The 22,703-nt window shown below is 43.2% G+C and carries 14 protein-coding genes; 7 read left to right on the top strand and 7 right to left on the bottom strand.

The genetic code is table 11. The features are described 5' to 3' along the window. Nucleotides 1-49 precede the first annotated feature (49 nt). The 3 genes from L3V23_RS10815 to nagE form a co-directional block, all read right to left on the bottom strand. Complete coding sequence (locus L3V23_RS10815; RefSeq protein WP_237292327.1) at nt 50-4,477, bottom strand: FimV/HubP family polar landmark protein; 4,428 nt, start codon at nt 4,475-4,477, stop codon at nt 50-52. A 233-nt stretch (nt 4,478-4,710) separates the two neighbouring features. Further along, on the bottom strand, nt 4,711-6,381 hold the full coding sequence (gene glnS / locus L3V23_RS10810) for a glutamine--tRNA ligase (RefSeq protein ID WP_237292326.1): 1,671 nt from the start codon (nt 6,379-6,381) through the stop codon (nt 4,711-4,713). A 238-nt stretch (nt 6,382-6,619) separates the two neighbouring features. Further along, a complete protein-coding gene (nagE, locus tag L3V23_RS10805; RefSeq protein ID WP_042486339.1) occupies nt 6,620-8,194 on the bottom strand; it encodes an N-acetylglucosamine-specific PTS transporter subunit IIBC in 1,575 nt (524 codons plus the stop codon). A 480-nt stretch (nt 8,195-8,674) separates the two neighbouring features. Between nagE and nagA the strand changes: the two genes are divergently transcribed. The 4 genes from nagA to asnB all read left to right on the top strand — a co-directional run bounded on the left by nagA (nt 8,675) and on the right by asnB (nt 14,614). Beyond that, complete coding sequence (gene nagA, locus L3V23_RS10800; RefSeq protein ID WP_042486342.1) at nt 8,675-9,811, top strand: N-acetylglucosamine-6-phosphate deacetylase; 1,137 nt, start codon at nt 8,675-8,677, stop codon at nt 9,809-9,811. A 2-nt stretch (nt 9,812-9,813) separates the two neighbouring features. Then, entirely contained in the window at nt 9,814-11,028 is a 1,215-nt protein-coding gene (locus L3V23_RS10795) for an ROK family protein (protein WP_102953771.1), read from the top strand. Nucleotides 11,029-11,129: 101 nt separating this feature from the next. Then, complete coding sequence (locus tag L3V23_RS10790) at nt 11,130-12,716, top strand: cation:proton antiporter family protein (protein WP_102953770.1); 1,587 nt, start codon at nt 11,130-11,132, stop codon at nt 12,714-12,716. Nucleotides 12,717-12,949: 233 nt separating this feature from the next. Next, the gene (gene asnB, locus L3V23_RS10785; RefSeq protein WP_102953769.1) at nt 12,950-14,614 is read left to right on the top strand and encodes an asparagine synthase B; all 1,665 of its coding nucleotides are present in this window, start codon (nt 12,950-12,952) and stop codon (nt 14,612-14,614) included. Between the two features lie 62 nt (nt 14,615-14,676). On the opposite strand, the gene rfaH is transcribed toward asnB, so the two are convergent. Beyond that, on the bottom strand, nt 14,677-15,174 hold the full coding sequence (rfaH, locus tag L3V23_RS10780; protein ID WP_042486358.1) for a transcription/translation regulatory transformer protein RfaH: 498 nt from the start codon (nt 15,172-15,174) through the stop codon (nt 14,677-14,679). A gap of 309 nt (nt 15,175-15,483) precedes the next feature. Between rfaH and L3V23_RS10775 the strand changes: the two genes are divergently transcribed. After that, nucleotides 15,484-16,872 (top strand): peptide MFS transporter, encoded by a 1,389-nt coding sequence (locus L3V23_RS10775; protein ID WP_102962763.1) that lies wholly within the window; start codon nt 15,484-15,486, stop codon nt 16,870-16,872. Between the two features lie 64 nt (nt 16,873-16,936). On the opposite strand, the gene hemH is transcribed toward L3V23_RS10775, so the two are convergent. From hemH to htpG, 3 genes are all read right to left on the bottom strand, one after another. Further along, on the bottom strand, nt 16,937-17,893 hold the full coding sequence (gene hemH / locus L3V23_RS10770) for a ferrochelatase (protein WP_102965420.1): 957 nt from the start codon (nt 17,891-17,893) through the stop codon (nt 16,937-16,939). Between the two features lie 203 nt (nt 17,894-18,096). Next, complete coding sequence (gene adk, locus L3V23_RS10765) at nt 18,097-18,741, bottom strand: adenylate kinase (RefSeq protein WP_042486378.1); 645 nt, start codon at nt 18,739-18,741, stop codon at nt 18,097-18,099. 345 nt (nt 18,742-19,086) lie between these two features. Continuing rightward, nucleotides 19,087-20,991 (bottom strand): molecular chaperone HtpG, encoded by a 1,905-nt coding sequence (htpG, locus tag L3V23_RS10760; protein ID WP_102965419.1) that lies wholly within the window; start codon nt 20,989-20,991, stop codon nt 19,087-19,089. Nucleotides 20,992-21,282: 291 nt separating this feature from the next. On the opposite strand from htpG, the gene L3V23_RS10755 reads away from it, so the two are divergent. Further along, entirely contained in the window at nt 21,283-22,188 is a 906-nt protein-coding gene (locus tag L3V23_RS10755) for a transcriptional regulator (RefSeq protein WP_102965418.1), read from the top strand. Beyond that, complete coding sequence (locus L3V23_RS10750; protein WP_042486386.1) at nt 22,185-22,700, top strand: regulatory protein ToxS; 516 nt, start codon at nt 22,185-22,187, stop codon at nt 22,698-22,700. Before L3V23_RS10755 ends, L3V23_RS10750 begins: the two co-directional genes overlap by 4 nt. Nucleotides 22,701-22,703: the final 3 nt, after the last annotated feature.

Below are 22,703 nucleotides of genomic sequence, written 5' to 3'. Positions count from 1 at the left end.
GCTGAATAAACAAAGAGGCAGCCAATGCTGCCTCTTTTACTATTACTGTTTACACTCGACCGTTAATGACATCAATAAGGTGTTTCGCTTGCTGCCTTATCTCATCACTACCATCCACGATCGCTTCTTCGAGTAGCTTAATCGCACCTTTATCATCGTTCATCTCAATGTAGATTTTCGCCAAATCCAGCTTGCCTGCGGCTTCTGAATTACTGTCTACATCGATATCACCGACATCACCAATCACATCTGGGAACTCGTTGAGGCCGACATCTAGCTTTAACTCTTCATTATCAAGATTAAGAGTACTGCCATCATCATTTTCAACCTGAGCCATTAAATCGTCGATAGTCATAAATTGACGACTAGCAGGCTCGAATTCAGCAAACTCTTCCTGATTACCCCAGTTTTCTTGGGCAACTTCTGGCTCTTTGACCTGAATCTCAGGATGCCACACGTCCTTCTCAGTCTCTGGTACTTCGTCAGGTATTGTCGCTTTTTGATCAGGCGTTAAATTAAAGCCATTCCAATCTTCTCCGCCCATTTCCAGCATGGCGTCAATGTCCATACCGGCACTGTCAACGGACTTCGCATCAATAGGCTTATCAAAGGTAAAGCTTGTTTCTGCTCGATCTTCATCAGACAACCAATCGGACAGCGCTTGTTCATCAAACTCTTGTTTAGAAACATCGCTGAGATTAACTTCTGTTGTCTCCGGCTCAGCTTCTGCATACAGTGAAGAATCATCTAAATGATCGTCTTCTGATTCATCCGACAGCTCATCCGTTTGGGAGAACATATCCGCTAAAGCATCTTCTTCCGTATATTCAGGCAGATCAGAATCATTAATTTCTACATCCGCAAGCTCTGCAGCGGCTTCTGGTAAGTCTGACTCTTCGGCGAACTCAGAATCCGCAAGCGCGTCTTCTTCTGTGTATTCTGGAAGCTCTAATTCGTCGAATTCCTCTGCAATGTCTTGCTCTGGCAATTCAGAATCAGACTCTTCTGCCAAAACCTCAGCGGGTATCACTTCGTCTTGCGCTTCAGGAGATTCCGTTTCTGCTGCTTCAGATTCAACATCTGCCAGCGCATCTTCTTCTGCGTACTCTGGAAGATCTAACTCATCGAACTCAGCGGCAATGTCTTGCTCTGACTGTTCAGGCTCAGATTCTTCTGCTAAAAGCTCAGCAGGTGCCACTTCGTCTTGCGCTTCTGGAGCTTCAGTTTCTGCTACTTCAGATTCAACATCCGCCAGCGCATCTTCTTCTGTGTATTCTGGAAGATCTAATTCGTCGAATGCCCCTGCAATGTCTTGCTCTGGCAATTCAGAATCAGACTCTTCTGCCAAAACCTCAGCTGGTGCCACTTCGTCTTGCGTTTCCAGAGCATCCGTTTCTGCTGCTTCAGATTCAACATCTGCCAGCGCTTCTTCTGTGTACTCTGGAAGATCTAACTCGTCGAATGCCTCTGCAATGTCTTGCTCTGGCAATTCAGAATCAGACTCTTCTGCTAAAACCTCAGCGAGTATCACTTCGTCTTGCGCTTCAGGAGATTCCGTTTCTGCTGCTTCAGATTCAACATCTGCCAGCGCATCTTCTTCTGCGTACTCTGGAAGATCTAACTCATCGAACTCAGCGGCAAAGTCTTGCTCTGGCTGTTCAGGCTCAGACTCTTCTGCCAAAACCTCAGCAGGTGCCACTTCGTCTTGCGCTTCTGGAGCTTCAGTTTCTGCTACTTCAGATTCAACATCCGCCAGCGCATCTTCTTCTGTGTACTCAGGAAGGTCTATCTCATCGAATTGAGTGGCAATATTTTGCTCTGTCTGTTTAGGCTCAGACTCTTCTGCTAAAACCTCAGCAAGTTCCGCTTCGTCTTGCGTTTCCAGAGCATCCGTTTCTGCTACTTCAGATTCAACATCTGCCAGCGCGTCTTCTTCGGTGTACTCTGGAAGATCTACCTCATCGAATTGAGCGGCAATATTTTGCTCTGGCTGTTCAGACTCAGACTCTTCTGCCAAAACCTCAGCAGGTTCCGCTTCGTCTTGCGTTTCAAAAGCTTCCGTTTCTGCGGCTTCAGATTCAATATCCGCTGTTTCTGTTTCTGTTTCTGTTTCTGTTTCTGTTTCTGTTTCTGTTTCTAGGCCATCAAAAACCCAATCGTCATCTTGTGGAACACCGAATTCATTCGCAACAACTTGCTCTTGCTCTATTTCCGTTTCCGCTTGCTCTTCTTCCGACTTCTCTCCACCTTCAATCTCCGGATTGAACTCGAAGTCATCCAGATCAAAGTCGTCTTCATTCAGTGCTGAAATAGATTCAAACTCTTCATCCAGTAACGGATCAGACTTAGGTGCATTGGTAATAAGGTCGTCAATGAAGTTTGCACTATTGAAATCTTCAACCAGTTCTTCAGATTCCGCGTTTTGTTCGATGGTCAGCAGCTCATCAAAAAGCTCTAAACTTTCATCTTTCTCTTCTGTGTCTTCCGATTCTGAAGTGACTTCATCAGCCAAGAAGTCTTCGTAACCTGTCGGTTCTTCACTAAGCTCGCCGACAAAATCATCGAGCAGATCAGTACTGTTTTCATCAATCTCAGGAATATCTGAATCACCGCTATCTCCCAGCAGTTCATCCAGTTCCAGCATCATCTCATCGGCGACATTTTGTTCAGAATCAGCTTCGTCAAAACCGTTTTCATTTAAAAGCTCGTCTAGCAGCGCCGTGCTATTAGCTTCAATTTCAGGCTCGTCTTCTTCATCTTCTAACAGCAACTCGTCTAGTAATGCCGTCTCATCTTTTGCATTCGCCTCTAAAGACTCCAAGTCAGCCTGAGCTTCTATGTTTGCAAATAAGTCGTCTAACTCTTCATCTGAAGTGAACTTAGCCGCCTCTGGATCCGGATTACTTTGGGACTTTTCTTCATCTAGCAAGCTGTCGAAATCTAACAACTCTGAGCTTGTTTCATCATCTTCTTGTGCAGCAAAAAGTTCATCCAACATAGATTGGTCAAGAGAAGGTGAATCCAGCTCTTCAGAATCATCCGCAGCCAACAAAGATTCGATATCGGCTTGCGACATTTCACCATCATCAGATAGGTCAAAGCCGATCTCGTCGTCTTCATCATAGTTTTGTGATGCCTGGTCTAGAGCGCGTTCCATTTCCTCCAAACCAAGAGCTTTCTCATCCCCATTGACAGTGATGTCGTTATTACCAGAAGACAAATCACCAAAGTCAGTATCAAGGTCGCCTGAGTCATCAATAGCAGCAAATAAATCTTCGCCGTCTTCACCCTCTAAGTCGAAGTCTAAATCGCTCTCGTCTAGGCCAGCAAAAATATCACCGTCATCTTCTTCTGATGTTTCTTCTTTCTTCTCTTCACCAAAGAGTGAGTCGTTGTCATCCATGCTGCCAAACAGGTCATCGTCCAGAAGCAACTCATCATCTAAATCTTCAAGCGACTGATCACCAACCGCTAGTGGAGCAGCAGCTTCAGCACTAGAATTCGCATTAAGTACTGTTTCTTGAGTAGGTGAATTTGACGCTTGATTTGAACCCGAACGACGTCCTAAAAATAGCACTACGAGTAAGGCGATTAATAAGCCCGGAATAAGAGCTAACCCTGCTACCATCCAGTTGTTCGCTAATAATTCATCCAACTTAGACGGTGCGAGACGTTGCATTTCTTCGCGTTTAATTCTCTCTTCAGCCAGCAGTTTTTCAACTTCAGAACGAATGCGGTTTTCATCGCCCAACTCTTGTTTTAAACCACTCACTTCAGATTGTACTTCGGCGAGCATCAAACGCAGTCTGTGGTTCTTTTCTTCCAGTGCCTGAATTTCATTTTGGTCGGCTGATGACGCTTTCATACTGCCATCATTTTTCGCTTCCACAACAGGCTTTTCTGCAACGACAGGCTCTGTTGGTGTTACTTGGGCTTCTGGTGTCTGTGTTTCAGCAGGAGCAACAGCGGTTGGTTTCACATGTACTGTCGGTTTCGGTTCTGCTTTTGGAGTGTTTACGACGGGTGTTGCTGGCTTAGCAGGCTGTTGCGCGAGACGAGCTTTATGCGCAGCCATCACTTTGACCGCTTCTTCCGTTGAAACACTGCTCACTTGAGCAAGAGAAGGAATGCGTAATGTACTACCAGGAATTAGGCTATGAATATTTTGATTTTCAAACGCTTGAGGATTTAAACGATAAATTGCCAGTAGAGTCTGCTGTACAGATACTTGGTTTGAGGGACGTATACGTGACGCAATCGACCATAACGTGTCTTTTTCAGAAGTAGGGCCAATAACCTGTGAAGGCTCTGCCGTTGCTGTTGTTCGATTACGGACAATATCACTACTATATTGCGGCGCTGACTGAACTTCGCCAGTCGGACCAATAAGGCGAATACTCTCTGCACTAACGAAAGAAGTCTGAGTCACGGCCGCTACAGCGATTGGCAGTAACAGGCGTTTAAAAAATTGACGCATATAAGGCTCAGCTAGGTGCTATGAATTAATAAAGATAACAATCTGTTAAATATATCGGATAAGAGGAGCAAAACTATAGGAGATAACGCAAAAAATGTGTTCGTACCGTAATAATCGCAGCAATCTCACACTAAAAATCCATTTTTGCTACTCACGTCCGATACCATAATGACGATTCAAAAAATAAAAGCCAGCTTTAAGCTGGCTTTTGCATCGTTTTACTTTGTCAGATATTACTCAGACTCGATTTTAGCCCAAGTATCACGTAGGCCAACTGTACGGTTGAACACTAGAGATTCAGGCGTTGAATCTTTGTTGTCTGCACAGAAATACCCCATACGCTCAAACTGGTAACCCACTTCAGCTTCTGCTGTCGCAAGGCTAGGTTCAACGAAACCATTCACCTTAACCAGTGACTCTGGGTTAATCGTTGCAGCGAAATCATCAGCTGCTGCTGGATTAGGTACAGTAAATAGACGATCGTAAAGACGGAATTCAGCAGGTAAACCTTTATCAGCGGACACCCAATGGATAACACCTTTCACTTTACGGCCGTCTTCTGGGTTTTTGCCCAGAGTCGCAGGATCGTAAGTACAGTATATCGTTGTGATGTTGCCATCTTGGTCTTTCTCTACACGCTCTGCCTTGATGACATAAGCGCCGCGTAGACGAACTTCTTTACCTAACACCAAACGCTTGTATTTCTTGTTACCTTCTTCGCGGAAGTCTTCACGCTCAATCCAGATTTCGCGGGTAAATGGTACATCACGAGAACCCATATCAGGATTGTTTGGATGGTTAGCAAGATTCAGAACTTCAACACTCTCTGCATCGAAGTTTTCGATAACAACCTTTACAGGGTCCAATACAGCCATTGCTCGTGGTGCATTAGTGTTTAGATCGTCACGAATACATGATTCAAGTGAACTGAACTCAATCATGTTGTCTTGCTTAGTAACACCGATACGCTTACAGAATTCACGGATAGAAGCAGCAGTAAAGCCACGACGACGTAAACCAGAAATGGTAGGCATACGAGGATCATCCCAACCTTCAACCAATTTCTCAGTCACAAGTTGGTTTAGCTTACGCTTAGACATTACTGTGTATTCTAGATTCAGGCGGCTGAACTCATACTGACGAGGATGGCAATCAATAGTGATGTTATCCAGCACCCAGTCGTACAGACGACGGTTATCTTGGAACTCCAAAGTACAGATAGAGTGCGTAATACCTTCCAACGCATCCGAAATACAGTGTGTAAAGTCGTACATTGGGTAAATGCACCACTTGTCACCCGTCTGATGATGCTCAGCAAAACGAACACGGTAGATCACTGGATCGCGCATTACGATGAATGACGAAGCCATATCGATTTTAGCACGCAGACATGCTTCACCTTCTTTGAAGCCACCAGCTCTCATTTTTTCAAATAGAGCTAAGTTTTCTTCTACGCTGCGATCACGATAAGGGCTGTGTTTACCTGGTGTAGTCAAAGTACCGCGGTATTCGCGGATCTGCTCTGGAGTCAGCTCTTCAACATAAGCCAAACCTTTGTTGATAAGCTCCAGCGCATATTCGTACAGCTTGTCAAAATAGTCAGATGAATAGCAAATATCACCAGACCACTCAAAGCCCAGCCAACTTACATCTTTCTTAATTGATTCTACGTATTCGATGTTTTCTTTCTCTGGGTTTGTGTCATCAAAACGTAAGTTACACTGGCCCTGATAGTCTTGAGCGATACCAAAGTTCAAACAAATCGACTTCGCGTGACCGATATGCAGATAACCATTAGGCTCTGGCGGGAAACGAGTATGCACGCTAGTGTGTTTACCATCCGCTAAATCTTTATCTATGATTTGGCGAATGAAGTTCGATGGACGAGCCTCAGCTTCACTCATCTATAGCACCTCAAAATAATTTAATACTGGCAGAAAGTTTTCCTGTCTGGGCCAAATTAGCCGCAATCCACAGAAATATTGCGTTCAATGATCCACAATTCTGGGCATTTTCACAATAAAAACTGCGGATTTATTAGGAAATAATATTTACTTCGCTTGTTCTGTAGCCAACGTCTTACAAAGCAAAAAGCCTTCGCATATAGCGAAGGCTTTCATTTCAGCTAAAGAATTTAATCTATTATGGCAGTTTCACACCAGATAGATCTTCAGTCGCGCTGATTGCTTTCATTTCGCCCGCAACGATTTCCGCTAGTGGGCCTAGGATAACTTGAAGGTTGTTTTCGCCAAGCTTAACCACTCCTTTAGCACCTAGTTTCTTCAATACAGCTTCGTCAGCTACTGAACGATCTTTCAGTGTTAGACGTAGACGTGTAATACAAGCATCGATAGTGGTTAGGTTTTCGTGACCACCTAGAGCTTTTAGGTATTGGCGCGCTAGATCACTCTTGTCTCCACTTGAGCTAGAAGGTGCTGCAACAGCTTCATCATCATCTTCACGACCTGGTGACTTCAAGTTGAAAGTACGGATTGCGAATGTGAATGTGAAGAAGTATAGAGCGAAGAACGCTAGACCAATGATAAGTAGAGTTACAGGTTTAGTTGCTAGACCCCAGTTTAGTGCGAAGTCGATTAGACCAGCAGAGAAACCAAAGCCGTGTAGCGTACCAAACATGTTAGCAACAACTAGAGCTAGACCAGTAAACACTGCGTGCATTGCATATAGTGCAGGTGCTAGGAACACAAACATGAACTCTAGAGGCTCTGTGATACCTGTTAGGAATGAACAGAATGCTACAGAGAACAATGCACCACCAACTTGATGACGTTTCTCTACAGGAGCTGCAAAGTACATAGCTAGTGCTGCACCAGGTAGACCGAACATCATGATTGGGAAGAAGCCATTCATGAATACACCAGCGCTCTTATCGCCACCGAAGAAACGGTGTAGGTCGCCAGATTTCATTGTTTCAGTCACTTCTTTAACAACAGCTGTGATCTCAGGATTCACTGCATTTTGGAAGTTAAATGTGTGCTCTTGACCAACCACTAGAGCTTTAGCAATAGATGGATCCACACATAATTTTTGTAATGCAGGTAGTGCTTGACCAGCCGCTTGAGCACCCGTTACCACGATTTCTTGACACGTACCCATACCGAACCAGAAGTATGAGTTAAGCACGTGGTGCAAACCAACAGGAATTAGAGCACGGTTAAGAGTACCGTAAACAAACTGACCTACTGAACCAGAAGTTGATACTGCGTGAGCTAGAGTATCAAGACCACCTTGGATGCTTGGCCATACAACACCAGAGATTGCACCTGCAACCAGTGCAAACAGACCTGCCATAATAGGTACAAGACGCTTACCAGAGAAGAACGCTAACCATTCTGGAAGACGAGTAGCGTGAAAAGCGTTATAAGCGTGCCCCGCGATGATACCTGCAAAAATACCGCCGAAGAACGACATGTTAATTGAAGGATCAATTGTTTTTGCTGTTGCTGTCAGTACGAAGTATGCAACTGCACCAGCTAGACCAGCAGCACCAGAACCGTCTTTAGAAAGACCGATTGCGATACCAAGGCCGAATAGAAGAGGTAGTTGCCCAAAAATCGCACCACCTGCTTCTGCCATAAATGGAATGTCTAGTAGGTCGCCCTGACCTAGACGTAATAAGATCGCTGCAACAGGTAGCGTTGCGATAGGTAGCATCAATGCTTTACCTAACTTTTGCGCATATCCAAGAATATTCACCGTAAGTTCCCCCTATAGGATTTTATAAATATCGGCAAACTTATTTTAGTCGCCCAATTTAGTCATAATCAGTGTATGACAATAATTTTGCTCCGCAAATTAAAAGCTCATCAATTGTGACCGTAATCACCTCAGAGCAGCATAATTCGAGGTTTTTGCTAGCGAGATCATAAAACTTATTTTACAATATAAAAAAACATGAATTTAACGGTACTATTCGTCTAATAAATAAGTGATGTAATGTCTTATAGCAAAAGAGATTACAGCTGCTAATAAACCTATTTTCCGGTGACAAAACCAGAACAAAAATAGTACCGAATAATCAGCTTGAAGCACCATTTGAGTGACTGCTGAGCACAAAGATATTTCGCGATTTGATAAAAGTTAGCAAAGAGTCCGTTCGTACCATACTCTTTAGAGACCATATCAGCTTATCGCTCCTAAAATTATAGAATGTCTATCGACGAGGATTCGTTAATTATGTACGCACTAACTAACTGTAAAGTATACACAGGCAGCGATGTACTAACTGGCCATGCTGTTGTCATTAATGCTGATACAATTCACGCTATTATCCCTGAAGAAAATCTTCCGAGTGACATAGAGCGCAAAGATCTCAATGGTGCAAACCTAAGCCCGGGTTTTATTGACTTACAACTCAATGGCTGTGGTGGCGTTATGTTCAACGATGAAATAACGGCAGATACAATCCATACGATGCACCAAGCTAACCTTAAATCAGGCTGTACAAGCTTCTTACCCACTCTCATCACCTCCTCTGATGAAAACATGCGTCAAGCTATCGCAGCAGAGCGTGACTACCGCCAAAAGTACAGCCACCACTCTTTAGGTCTTCACCTAGAAGGTCCGTATTTGAATATCGAAAGAAAAGGTATTCATAGCGTTGACTTTATTCGCGAATCGGATGAAGCAATGATCGATTTCATGTGTCAGAACAGTGATGTCATTACTAAAGTAACGTTGGCGCCAGAAAACAATAACCCTCAACATATTGAAAAACTGGCGCAAGCAGGCATTGTGGTATCAATTGGTCACACAAACGCCACCTATCAAGAAGCTCGTAAAGGCTTTGAAGCAGGTATTACTTTCGCAACGCATTTGTTTAATGCAATGACACCAATGCAAGGCCGTGAGCCTGGTGTTGTTGGTGCTATCTTTGACACACCAGAAGTCTACGCAGGTATTATTGCTGATGGTTTCCACGTGGATTACGCAAACATCCGTATCGCGCATAAAATCAAGGGCGAAAAGCTCGTATTAGTGACAGATGCCACAGCTCCTGCAGGCGCGGAGATGGATTACTTTATTTTTGTCGGTAAGAAAGTATATTACCGAGATGGCAAGTGTATCGATGAAAACGGCACACTTGGTGGCTCAGCCCTTACAATGATTGAAGCAGTTCAAAATACGGTTGAGCATGTCGGCATCGCTTTAGATGAAGCACTGAGAATGGCTACTTTGTATCCAGCAAAAGCAATTGGGGTTGACCATAAATTGGGTCGTATTAAGAACGGCATGATTGCCAACCTGACTGTTTTTGACCGTGACTTCAATGTAAAAGCGACTGTGGTTAACGGACAATACGAGCATAAGTAATAATGAATGGCGGACAAATAGGTAACGTAGATTTAGTCAAGCAGCTGAACAGCGCTGCAGTATATCGTTTAATAGACCAGCAAGGTCCTATTTCTCGAATCCAGGTTGCCGATGTGAGTCAGCTTGCTCCAGCAAGTGTGACAAAAATAACCCGCCAACTTCTAGAGCGCGGCCTTATCAAAGAGGTCGCCCAACAAGCTTCTACAGGAGGTCGAAGAGCAATATCTTTGACCACTGAAGTGGCTCCGTTTCACTCTATTGCAGTACGCCTAGGACGCGACTACATTCAGTTCAGTCTATTTGACTTGGGAGCGAAAGAGATCGCTTCGGATTTTCAAGAGTTTCTCTATACCAGTCAGACTGAGTTGGTGGATGGCCTTCTCAAATATCTTAAAGATTTCACTAATCAACATACCTCTTCTATTAGCCAGCTCATCGCGATTGGTATCGCTTTACCAGGTTTGGTTAACCCAGAAACTGGTGTTGTTGAATATATGCCAAATGTCAAGATTGATGCTTTACCGCTCGGTGAAATCATCAAAGACAATTTCCACGTAGAATGTTTTGTTGGTAACGATGTTAGAGGAATGGCATTGGCTGAACACTATTTTGGTGTCAGTCAGGATTGTCAGGATTCAATATTGGTCAGTGTTCACCGAGGTACAGGTGCGGGCATCATAGTCAATGGACAAGTATTCTTAGGCTTCAATCGCAACGTGGGTGAAATTGGCCATATACAAATCGATCCATTGGGTGACCAATGTCAATGTGGCAATTTTGGTTGCTTAGAAACCGTTGCAGCAAACCCTGCGATCGTCAATCGTGTGAATAAACTCATAGCTCAAGGATATAAATCCAGCTTGTCTCAAGTCGATGGTATTACGATTCATGATATATGTGAGCACGCCAATAACGGCGATGAGCTTTCTCAACAAGCTTTAGTGCGTGTCGGGAATCAATTAGGTAAAGCGATTGCGATTACCATTAACTTGTTTAACCCACAAAAAATCATTATTGCTGGCGCGATTACAGAAGCAAAAGACACTCTGTTCCCAGCGATTCAACGAAATGTAGAGAATCAGTCTCTCAAATCGTTCCATACTAACTTACCCATTGAAGCTTCACTGTTAGATAAACAGCCAACATTAAGCGCATTTGCTATGATCAAGCGTGCAATGTTGAATGGTGTATTGTTACAAAAACTTCTGGAAGATTAGGACTTATCCACATTGGTATAAGCAACTGATTACCCTATAATACGAGGCTGCGTCTATTAATTAGACACAGCCTTTTTATTTCTGGGAAGCAAATATTACCAATGGAAATTATTCTAATTACAACGGCATTTATCGCTGGTTTTATTGCGCTAAAGTGCAATCTCCCTCCCCTTGTGGGCTTTCTTATCGCCGGCTTTGCGTTACACGCTTTTGGTTTTGAATCAAACGAGACTATCTCCGTTTTGGCCGACCTCGGGGTTACGCTACTGCTGTTTACTATCGGTTTGAAGCTGGATATCAAAACACTGCTGGCAAAAGAAATCTGGGCAGGGGCAACGATACATAATCTATTATCAACAGCAGTATTTAGTATTGTTCTTATTGGTTTCAAATATCTAGGATTAGACAGTCTCGCACTCGTTTCAATCTCAAGCATTATTTTACTTGGTTTTGCACTCTCCTTTTCAAGTACCGTTTTTGCCGTAAAATCTCTTCAAGAAAAGGGAGAAATGAATGCTACCTATGGCACCATCGCCATCGGCATTCTTGTTATGCAAGATATCTTTGCCGTCATTTTCTTAACGGTTTCAACAGGTAAAATTCCAGAGTGGTATGCACTTGCTCTTTTCTTGCTCCCATTGATACGTCCTTTGTTTTTCAAAGTACTTGATTGGGTTGGACATGGTGAAATGCTCGTTTTGGCGGGGATTTTCTTTGCTTTAGTTGTGGGGGCAGGCTTATTTGAGTTCGTTGGCATGAAGCCGGATTTAGGCGCCCTCATTCTAGGCATGATGTTAGCCGGACACACTAAAGCTTCAGAGCTTTCAAAATCACTGTTTAATATGAAAGAGTTGTTCTTGGTCTGCTTCTTCTTGAACATTGGTTTATCAGAACAACCGACTGTCACAGGCTTCTTACTCTCTCTATTATTGCTACTGTTGCTTCCACTCAAAGGCGTGTTGTACTTCTTAGTGTTAAACAAGTTCCGCTTCCGTGTCCGAACGTCACTGCTCGCGACCATTTCTCTGTTCAACTTCAGTGAGTTTGGCCTGATCGTCGGCGGACTGGCATTTAAAATGGGCTGGTTATCAGGGGACATACTTGTCGCCTTAGCCATTTCGGTGCCCCTATCCTTTATAGTCACCGCTCCAATTGTGCGTAAAGGACACGAGATCTACCATTACTCAGCTCATTGGTTAAAAGAGCAAACCGCCGAACGAATAAATATCAGAGATAGGTTTATCAATCCGGGCAGCTCTCAACTGATCATTCTTGGAATGGGACGTATCGGCACTGGTGCTTACGATGAGTTCCATTCACGCTATGGCAATATCTGTTTAGGCGTTGAGCTAAGAGAAGATACGGCTCAGGAGCACAGAAACGAAGGTCGAAACGTGATCTCTGGAGATGCCACCGACCCCGACTTTTGGGAAAGGATACTAGATACTGGTAACGTTAAAATGGTGCTGTTAGCAATGCCACACCATCAGGCGAACCAGATCGCTCTAGAGCAGTTGAAAAAGCGCTCATTCAACGGACAAATTGCAGCTATTGCAGAATATCCAGATCAGTTAGATAACCTTCTCGAAAAAGGCGCGCACGCAGCATTTAACATCTATCGAGAAGCCGGCTCTGGTTTTGCTCGCCATGTCTGTGAACAACTGAAGCCTGAATTTGTAAAACACTAGCCTTAATCCATTCATCCACTTAAAGAAAAAGAGCACCAAGTGCTCTTTTTTTATTCCAAGCGGTGTTTTTTTCATCATTATTTAAACCCCATCCACCAAAGCAAACCTTTTGATAAATAAAATTCACTCATAGCAAGTTTATTTAAACTATTTACCAATCATGGGTTGTTTTTTTTAATCAAAATGGCAAATTGGAGTCATCTGATTAAAACTCGTTTACTAAGGGAAGTTGTATGTGTTCTATCTTTGGCATCTTGGACATCAAAAGTGATGCGGCTGCGCTACGCCCAGTAGCATTGGAAATGTCGAAAAAACTCCGCCACCGTGGTCCTGATTGGTCCGGTATCTATGCATCTGACAAAGCTATTCTGGCACACGAGCGTTTGGCTATTGTTGGTCTAAATAGTGGAGCACAACCTCTATACAGCCCTGATAAGAAACTTATCCTTGCAGTAAACGGTGAGATTTATAACCACAAAGAAATTCGTGCTCGTTACGAAGGTAAATACGAGTTCCAAACAGACTCAGATTGCGAGGTAATCTTGGCACTATACCAAGACAAAGGCGCGGATCTTCTTGAAGAACTCAACGGTATCTTTGCTTTCGTTCTTTACGATGAAGAGAAAGACGAGTACTTGGTAGGTCGTGACCACATCGGTATTATCCCGCTATACCAAGGTCAAGATGAGCACGGCAACTACTACGTTGCTTCTGAAATGAAAGCGCTGGTTCCTGTATGTAAGACCCTGAGCGAGTTCCCTCCAGGTAGCTACTACAGTTCTCAAGACAAAGAGCCAACGCGTTACTACGTGCGAGACTGGAACGAATATGCAGCGGTAAGTGGTAACTCTACGAGCAAAGAAGAACTGACAGCTGCACTAGAAGCTGCTGTTAAGCGTCAATTAATGACAGACGTACCATATGGTGTTCTTCTGTCTGGTGGTTTGGATTCATCCATCACTTCAGCCGTAGCGAAGCGCTATGCTGCTATGCGTATCGAAGATGATGAAAAATCTGAAGCTTGGTGGCCACAACTTCACTCGTTCGCAGTAGGTCTTGAAGGTGCACCGGATCTTAAAGCAGCACGTGAAGTAGCTGAGAAAATTGGTACTGTTCACCACGAGATGACTTACACCATTCAAGAAGGTCTTGATGCAATTCGTGATGTGATTTACCACATTGAAACCTACGATGTCACAACCATCCGTGCTTCTACCCCTATGTACCTCATGGGACGTAAGATCAAAGCTATGGGTATTAAAATGGTTCTTTCTGGTGAAGGTGCAGATGAAATCTTTGGTGGCTATTTATATTTCCACAAAGCACCAAACGCTCAAGAGTTCCACGAAGAAACCGTTCGTAAGCTGCTTGCACTAAACATGTTTGACTGTGCACGTGCAAACAAATCGCTTGCAGCATGGGGCGTTGAAGGTCGCGTGCCTTTCCTAGATAAAGAGTTTATTGATGTAGCAATGCGTCTAAACCCTGCCGATAAAATGTGTGGCAACGGCAAGATGGAAAAACACATCCTTCGCGAGTGTTTTGAACACTACCTGCCTGAATCCATCGCATGGCGTCAGAAAGAGCAATTCTCTGACGGCGTAGGCTACAGCTGGATCGACACGCTAAAAGCAACTGCTGAAGCGAAAGTAACCGATCAACAAATGGAAACCGCGCAATACCGTTTCCCATACAACACGCCAACAACCAAAGAAGGCTATGTGTATCGTGAAATTTTTGAGGAGTTGTTCCCTCTAGAGTCAGCGGCTCAATGTGTTCCGGGTGGTCCTTCAGTGGCGTGTTCTTCTGCAAAAGCAGTTGAATGGGACGAATCATTCAAAAACTGTATCGACCCATCAGGCCGTGCAGTCAAAGCGGTTCACAACGAAGCTTACTAAGCTTCAAGAAAGACAAAAGGCGCCTAGAGCGCCTTTTTGTTGTATGAACATGCTGAGTAACTTTACTTAAGATCTAAATCTTTGTTATCAATACTCATCACTACTGGTTGGTTGATGAGTTTAATCAGCATTAATGATCGAGTTTCCCCATCCGATTCTTGATAAATGGCTTCTATTCCGGAAAATTGACCGCCTGTCACTTTCATAACTTGTCCTTGCGTAGGTACTTTAGACGCAGTCAAACTTTGCTCACTGGTATCCATCTGTTTAAGTTCATAAATCAGATCACCCTGTAACTCTTTAGGTTGACTACCAAAGCGGACAAAATCAGCCACTCCTCGAGTTGATCGAACCGTGGTAAAAGTGGGGCCTGCTTCAAAATCAAAACGCACGAACATATAACAAGGAAAAAGCGGTTCTTTCACTGATTGACGCTTTCCTCGCATGATTTTTTCTATCGTGACTTCCGGGTAATAACACTCAACGCCTTGATTTTCCAGATGAGCTTTCGCTCTAAGCTGCTCACCTCGTTTACAATAAAGTAGATACCAACGTTTCATATTCTTAACCAATAATTTTTTTGGCAATGCTATCACTATGACTATGTATAGTCATGATTAAAGACGCAAACAATCACACCTCCTCTCTCAGTTGACGAGATAACAAGCACTACTCCTGACTAAAGACCCCCAGCGCAAAATTAGTTTTCACAAATGATAGCTTTTTCAAATATCCTGAATTAATAACACCAACCAGAGAGAAAGCCCAACAAACATACTAATTTACAAAATTAAATCATTTGAAATATCTTAATGACCAATGTATATCTATCGGCCACTAAAAATATAATGATGACTTTAGTATCTAATATGCAAAACCAACAACAAATTTTTGGTCACCCACGTGGCTTATTCCTTTTATTTAGCACAGAGCTTTGGGAACGTTTCTCCTACTATGCAATGAGAGCGATTCTAGTTCTTTACTTGACTGACGCGACTCTTAACGGAGGTATGGGTTGGTCAACAAAAGACGCTCTCGATCTTTACGGTATCTATACTGGCTTGGTATACATCACTCCACTTATCGGCGGCTACCTAGCGGATAACTATCTTGGTCAACGCCGTTCAATTCTGATCGGTGGTGCATTGATGGCGATTGGTCAGTTCACCCTAGCAATGCCAGCTGAGGCGATTGGTATTTCACCAATGCACTCTTTTTACCTTGGTCTTGGGCTGCTGATTGCTGGGAACGGCCTGTTTAAGCCAAATATTTCAACAATGGTTGGTGACTTATACCAAGAAGGCGACCATCGTCGTGATGGTGCTTTTACCATTTTCTATATGGGTATCAACATTGGTGCTCTACTTGCTGGTGTTGTCGCAGGCTCAGTAACAAACTCTTTCGGTTGGAAAGCAGGTTTTGTCGCGGCAGGTATCGGCATGCTTATCAGTTTAGTAATGCAAATCTCTCTTGCTCAATCTTGGCTTGGTGATATCGGTAGAGTGCCAGCTGCTAAACGTGCAATGGAAAAAAACAAGTCTCAGACTAAGCAGCCGCTTACGAAAGAAGAATTTGACCGTATTAAAGTCATCTTAATCATGAGTCTGTTTACCATAGTGTTCTGGGCTGGCTTTGAACAAGCCGGTGGTCTGATGAACATCTACACCCAGCAATACACCGATCGTATGATTGGTAGCTTTGAAATACCTGCGGCTTGGTTCCAGTCACTTAACCCATTCTTTATTATTACTCTAGCACCCGTACTAGCTGTTTTCTGGGTAAAACTGGGCAAACGTGAACCTAACTCTCCCGTTAAATTTGCTCTTGCGATGTTCTTCTTAGCGCTTGGGTTCCTATGTATGGTTGGTGCGGTACTGCAACAAGGCGGAGACACCACAGTTAAAACATCGATGCTTTGGTTAGTGGGTGCATTTTTCTTCCATACCTTGGGCGAACTGTGTTTATCTCCAATCGGTTTATCACTAGTAACTAAGCTGGCTCCACTACGTCTTGCATCATTAATGATGGGTGCATGGTTTGGTTGTAACGCGATTGCAAACTACGTTGCTGGCTATGTTGGCTCTCATGTCGGTGAGTTAGGCGCAATGGCCATCTTCAGTGGTATTGCGGTTACTGCAACTGTCTCTGGTGTCATTCTACTGCTGTTTGCAAACAAGCTAGTATTTTGGATGCACGGAGCAGAAGGCTATGTTGAGACTGAAGCTGACGAGAAGCAAGCTGAAGTACAACCAGCTTAATACTGTTTGAATAGTAAAAAGGACCACTTGATGTGGTCCTTTTTGTTTCTCGAAACATTCGAACTTAGTTCGTTACAAGTGCTTTCATCATCTCAATGTGAGCATCATCTGCATTCAGACATGGAATGTAATTAAACGTCTCACCACCAGCTTCTATAAACAGCGCTTTGTTTTCTCCTGCTATTTCCTCAAGAGTTTCCAAACAATCGACAGAAAATGCCGGACAGATGATATCAAGCTTCTTAATACCCTTTTCAGGCAGTGATTCCATCGTTTTGTCGGTGTATGGCTGTAACCACTCTTCCTTACCAAACTGAGATTGGTAAGTCATCAGTACTTTTTCTTCAGCTAACCCCAGCTCTTTTGCAAGAAGGCGAGTCGTTTCTTCACAATGCAGAGGATAAACATCACCATTATCGGCGTATCGCTTAGGAATACCGTGGTAGGAACAAACTAATAAGTCTCCTTGACCATTTTGTTCCCATGATGCGCGAACGCTGCTCGCGAGCGCTTGTATGTAGAGAGGGTGACTGTAGTAATCACGGACAAACGTAAGCTGAGGCATGGTTGGGATGCCTTTTATCGCTTTTGCCAGCGCATCAAAGACAGCAGCTGTCGTTGACGATGAATACTGAGGATATAACGGAAGAACAGTAACCTCTTCAACGCCTTGTTGCAGAAGTTTATCTAAGCCACTACTTAGACTTGGTTCGCCGTAAGTCATTCCTAACTCAACAGGAATATCCAGCAATGATTGCAGCTTGTCACGTTGTTGCTGTGAGTACACCATCAAAGGTGAGCCACCATCAAACCATATCGACTGATACAGCTTTGCTACTTTAGGAGAGCGAATCGGAAGAATGATTCCGTGCAGAAGCGGACACCACAACCAGCGACTCATATCGACAACACGTTTGTCATGAAGAAATTCAGCCAAAAAGCGTTTAACTTCAACGGCTGTGGGAGCTTGAGGTGTACCTAAGTTGGCTAACAAGACACCTTGTTTTTTTATAGTTTTCATAGCGTCCTTTTGTCTATTTCTAGTATTCCGGCTTAAGACTTAAAGAAAATGGGTGTATACCCCAATTAACTTGAGATGCATTTACTCGAATGTACGTAGATAACACTGCTGTAGCTTCAAGTCGTTTGGGTATAAAAAAAGCGACCTTTCGGCCGCTTAACTATAACAAAATTATTAAAAATTTTGATAATAGGTATTATCTATTAAGCTAATGCTTTTTCGATATCAGCACTAACTTCAGCAACTTGCTTAGTACCGTCAAATTTCAGGTACTTAGTGTTACCCGCTGCAGCTTCTTTACCGTAGTACTCGATAAGTGGCGCTGTTTGGTTGTGGTATACACCTAGACGTGCACGTACTGTTTCTTCTTTATCGTCATCACGAACAACAAGATCTTCACCAGTTACGTCATCTTTACCTTCAACTTTTGGCGGGTTGTACACTACGTGGTAAGTACGGCCAGAAGCAAGGTGAGCACGACGACCAGCCATACGCTCAACGATTACATCGTCAGCTACGTCAAATTCAATCACGTAGTCAACATCGATACCCATTTCTTTTAGGCCATCAGCCTGAGGGATAGTGCGTGGAAAACCGTCCAACAAGAAGCCTTTCTCGCAATCATCTTGCGCGATACGCTCTTTGATTAGACCAAGAATGATTTCATCAGAAACTAGCTGACCAGCATCGATAACAGATTTAGCTTGTTTACCAAGTTCTGTACCTGCTTTGATAGCGGCACGTAGCATGTCACCAGTAGAAATTTGTGGAATACCGAACTTCTCCATGATGAATTGAGCCTGTGTACCTTTACCAGCACCTGGAGCACCTAGAAGAATGATGCGCATGTTTAATCCTCTTTAGAAAATAATATTTATACCGAAGCTCACTATATCCTTTAGGGCAAGATCCTCTTGAGGAACATCCTTGATAGGGGAACGGTAAGTTTCGGTATAACAGTTGATACAGCTAGCGAATGCAAGCTGGCGTGCAAAATACACGCGTTGATAACCATATTCAAGCTTCGCATTCTATCACATAAATTTGTCTCTCAGGCGAATCTAAGACTAAAGAATGCAACTAGGCACTCAAACCTCGAGCTTGTTTAACACAAATCGACACAAATAAACGACGTTAGCTCACTTTTCAATAAAAAAGCCCGCATTTCGCGAGCTTTTTGTTCATTAAGATTATTAAACCTTAGTCAGAAGTTTGTTCATAGCCGTCAAGAACTGAGAAGGATCAGCCATAGAGCCGCGCTCAGCCAACATTGCTTGACCCAGTAACACTTCCACCCAGCGTCCAAATGCTTCTTCATCTGGCTCGTCAGACATCATCTTAACCAAAGCGTGGTCAGGATTGATCTCGAAGATGTACTTAACTTCTGGCACAGCCTGACCGGCCGCTTCCAAAAGCTTCGCCATTTGCGTACCCATTTCGAAATCATCTGTTACAACAACCGCAGGAGTAGTCGCAAGCTTGAATGTAGTGCGCACATCTTTCACTCGGTCACCCAAGTAGCCTTTAATACGCTCCACAACTGACTTGAACTCTTGTTCCGTCTCTTTATGCTTCTCTTTTTCTGCTTCGTCTTCGAACTTACTTAGGTCTAGACCCGCTTTAGTGATTGACTGGAACTGCTTACCATCAAACTCTGTTAAGTAGTTCATCAACCACTCATCAATGCGATCGTACATCAGAATAACTTCGATACCCTTAGACTTAAATTGTTCTAAGTGTGGGCTATTCTTAGCTGCCGCATAGCTGTCCGCCGTCAAGTAGTAGATTTTGTCTTGACCTTCTTTCATTCGTTCAACATAAGAAGCAAGGCCAATAGTTTGCTCTGAAGAATCCACTTCTGTCGAAGCAAAACGCAGTAGGCCGGCAATTTTCTCTTTATTTGCCATGTCCTCAGCAGGGCCTTCTTTCATCACAAGGCCAAACTGCTTCCAGAAAGACTGATATTTCTCGGCATCATTACTTGCCATACGTTCAAGCATAGTAAGTACACGCTTAGTACATGCATTACGTAAAGATTGAGTAACCTTGTTATCTTGCAGGATTTCGCGTGAAACGTTTAGCGGCAGATCATTTGAATCTATCAAACCACGAACAAAACGTAGGTAAGACGGCATAAATTGCTCTGCGTCATCCATGATAAACACACGTTGGACGTACAGTTTCAGACCGGACTTATGGTCGCGGTTCATCATGTCCCAAGGCGCTTTAGAAGGAATATACAACAAGCTGGTGTAATCGTTCTTACCTTCAACCTTATTGTGGCTCCAAACGAGTGGTTCAGCGAAATCATGAGATACATGTCTGTAGAACTCTTGATACTCTTCATCTGTGATATCAGATTTGCTGCGAGTCCAAAGTGCTTGCGCCTTGTTGATTTGTTCCCACTTCTTGTTGCCTGTCTCTTTACCTTCGTCATCACGCTCTTCAGTCTGAATAAAGACGGGAATACCGATATGATCAGAGTATTTTGAAATCACATCGCGAAGACGCCATTCAGAAAGGAACTCCTCACCTTCTTCGCGAAGATGAAGAATGATATCCGTACCACGACTTGCCTTTTCAATTGACTCAACCGTGTACTCACCTTCACCTTTCGAATGCCATTGAACCGCTTCACTACTTGCTACTCCAGCAGCACGAGTGCGAACCGTTACCGCATCAGCAACAATAAATGCAGAGTAAAAACCAACACCGAATTGACCGATCAACTGAGAATCTTTGGTTTGCTCTTCAGAAAGCTTAGAGAAAAACTCCGCCGTACCGGATTTCGCGATAGTACCTAAATGCTCAATCACGTTCTCGCGAGTCATACCGATACCGTTATCAGAGATCGTTATCGTTTTTGTCTCTTTGTCGAATGACAGTTTAACGCCAAGATCTGCATCACCTTGGTAAAGATCTGGATTTGATAATGCTTGAAAACGCAACTTATCTGCAGCATCTGAAGCATTAGAAATCAACTCACGTAGGAAGATCTCTTTGTTTGAATACAAAGAGTGAATCATAAGATGAAGTAGTTGCTTCACTTCCGATTGAAAGCCACGTGTTTCTTTATTTGCTGTCGTTGTTTCGCTCATTTTAGCTCCATAACATCACATTAGAGATTTCCAGTCACATTGCACAAAAATTAGCCAGACTAGAAAGATAACCAATTTGCTAAATAAGTAGGGTCGGCGAATGTAAATTCAAGGTCAGCATGGCCAAAAAACACTGTTTTTTTTATTTTTATTGATTATGCTTGGCACAGTTTTATATCAAGGAAGATAAATATTCATTGCAGTCTTAACTCCTCCTTAACTCGTTAGCATGGAAACTATCCTCCAGTTAGCCGTGATTTAAGACTCTAAAAATAAATGAAGAAGATATCGATGACGGGCATAGGCAATAAATTTCTTCTCGGAGACAGATTTACTTTCGATTCAATCAGCAACACTCTGATTGATAATATTTTTGACGATGAACTTGTTCGTTTGGGCAGCAATGAAAGTCGAATACTACTTCTATTCTGCCAGCGCCCAAATGAAGTCGTTTCTCGTAACGAACTGTATGATTTCGTCTGGAGAGAACAAGGCTTTGAAGTAGATGATTCCAGCTTAACTCAAGCTATCTCTACCCTGCGTAAACAGCTTAAGGATTCCACTAAGTCGCCACAGTTTGTGAAAACTGTGCCTAAGCGTGGGTATCAATTAATTTCTACAGTCACAGATATTTCCGAGTTCGACGTAAGTGCTGATGTCAACGAACCAGAAAATCTTGAGTGGGATGGACAAGAAAACCGTAGTGATGTTTCAGATCAAGCTGCTCAGCTTGAAGTTGTAACACATATGGAGACAGACAATAGTGTATCTCATGATGACGAAGTAACTGCAGCTGCACAGCAACCTGTTACGCCTAAGCAATCGATTGATCTAGTGACTAAGCTGTTGTTCTTATTCTCAGTGCTGCTACCAATATTTGCAGTGATGTTTACTAATCCTACTCAGTCCGAATTCAGAAGGCTCGCGAGCTACCAAGGTGTCGTGGTAGACACGCCCCAAAACCACCCTGACATAACGGAATGGTTACCTTCTATCGAACTGTGTATCAATCAATACATAACCCTGTACCAAGGCGAATTTGCTCTCGATAAAGTTATTGCAACTGGCGGATACAATGATGTGCTGACTTTGAATTACATCCATAAACCTGAGTATTCATCAGCCAACATCACGTTAAAAATTGTGGCGAATCAAGATGAAATAAACAAAGTTTGCCAGCGAGGTAAGTCATCATGATTAGAAGAATTGCGGTAGTGATGAGCATTGTTTCAGTAGCATTCAGCAGTTGGCTCTATTGGGGAAGTGATTTAAAAATTGAACAGGAATTATCTTCAAGAGAGTGGCAATCAGAAACGGTCACTTTGATTGAGAACACAACCACTCATCAGCCTATAGGCCCATTACGTCGCGTCGATATTTCTTCAAATGTGAAATATTTACCTAATGGTACCTATGTGCGTGTGTCTAATGTAATTTTATATGCAAACAATGATGACCCGCAGAACATCATGAATATCTCGGAAACAGGTAAGTGGGATGTCAGCGATAACTACTTATTGGTTTCGCCAACTAAGTTTAGGAATGTTTCACAAAGCCAGAACCAAGAATTCACCAAAGAAGAACTTGAATTGGCAACGCAGTTTTTCAAAATGGAAGCTCAGCAAAGCCGACGTGTTGATATTGTCAATAACAAGACTTTGCTGCTAACAAGCTTGAACCACGGTTCAACCGTACTGTTCAGCAACTAAGGA

Source organism: Vibrio sp. A1-b2 (assembly GCF_021726015.1).
GTDB classification, from domain to species: Bacteria; Pseudomonadota; Gammaproteobacteria; order Enterobacterales; family Vibrionaceae; genus Vibrio; species Vibrio diazotrophicus.
Note: the sequence above shows the minus strand (reverse complement) of the source record. Positions and strands in the feature narration are given on the sequence as shown.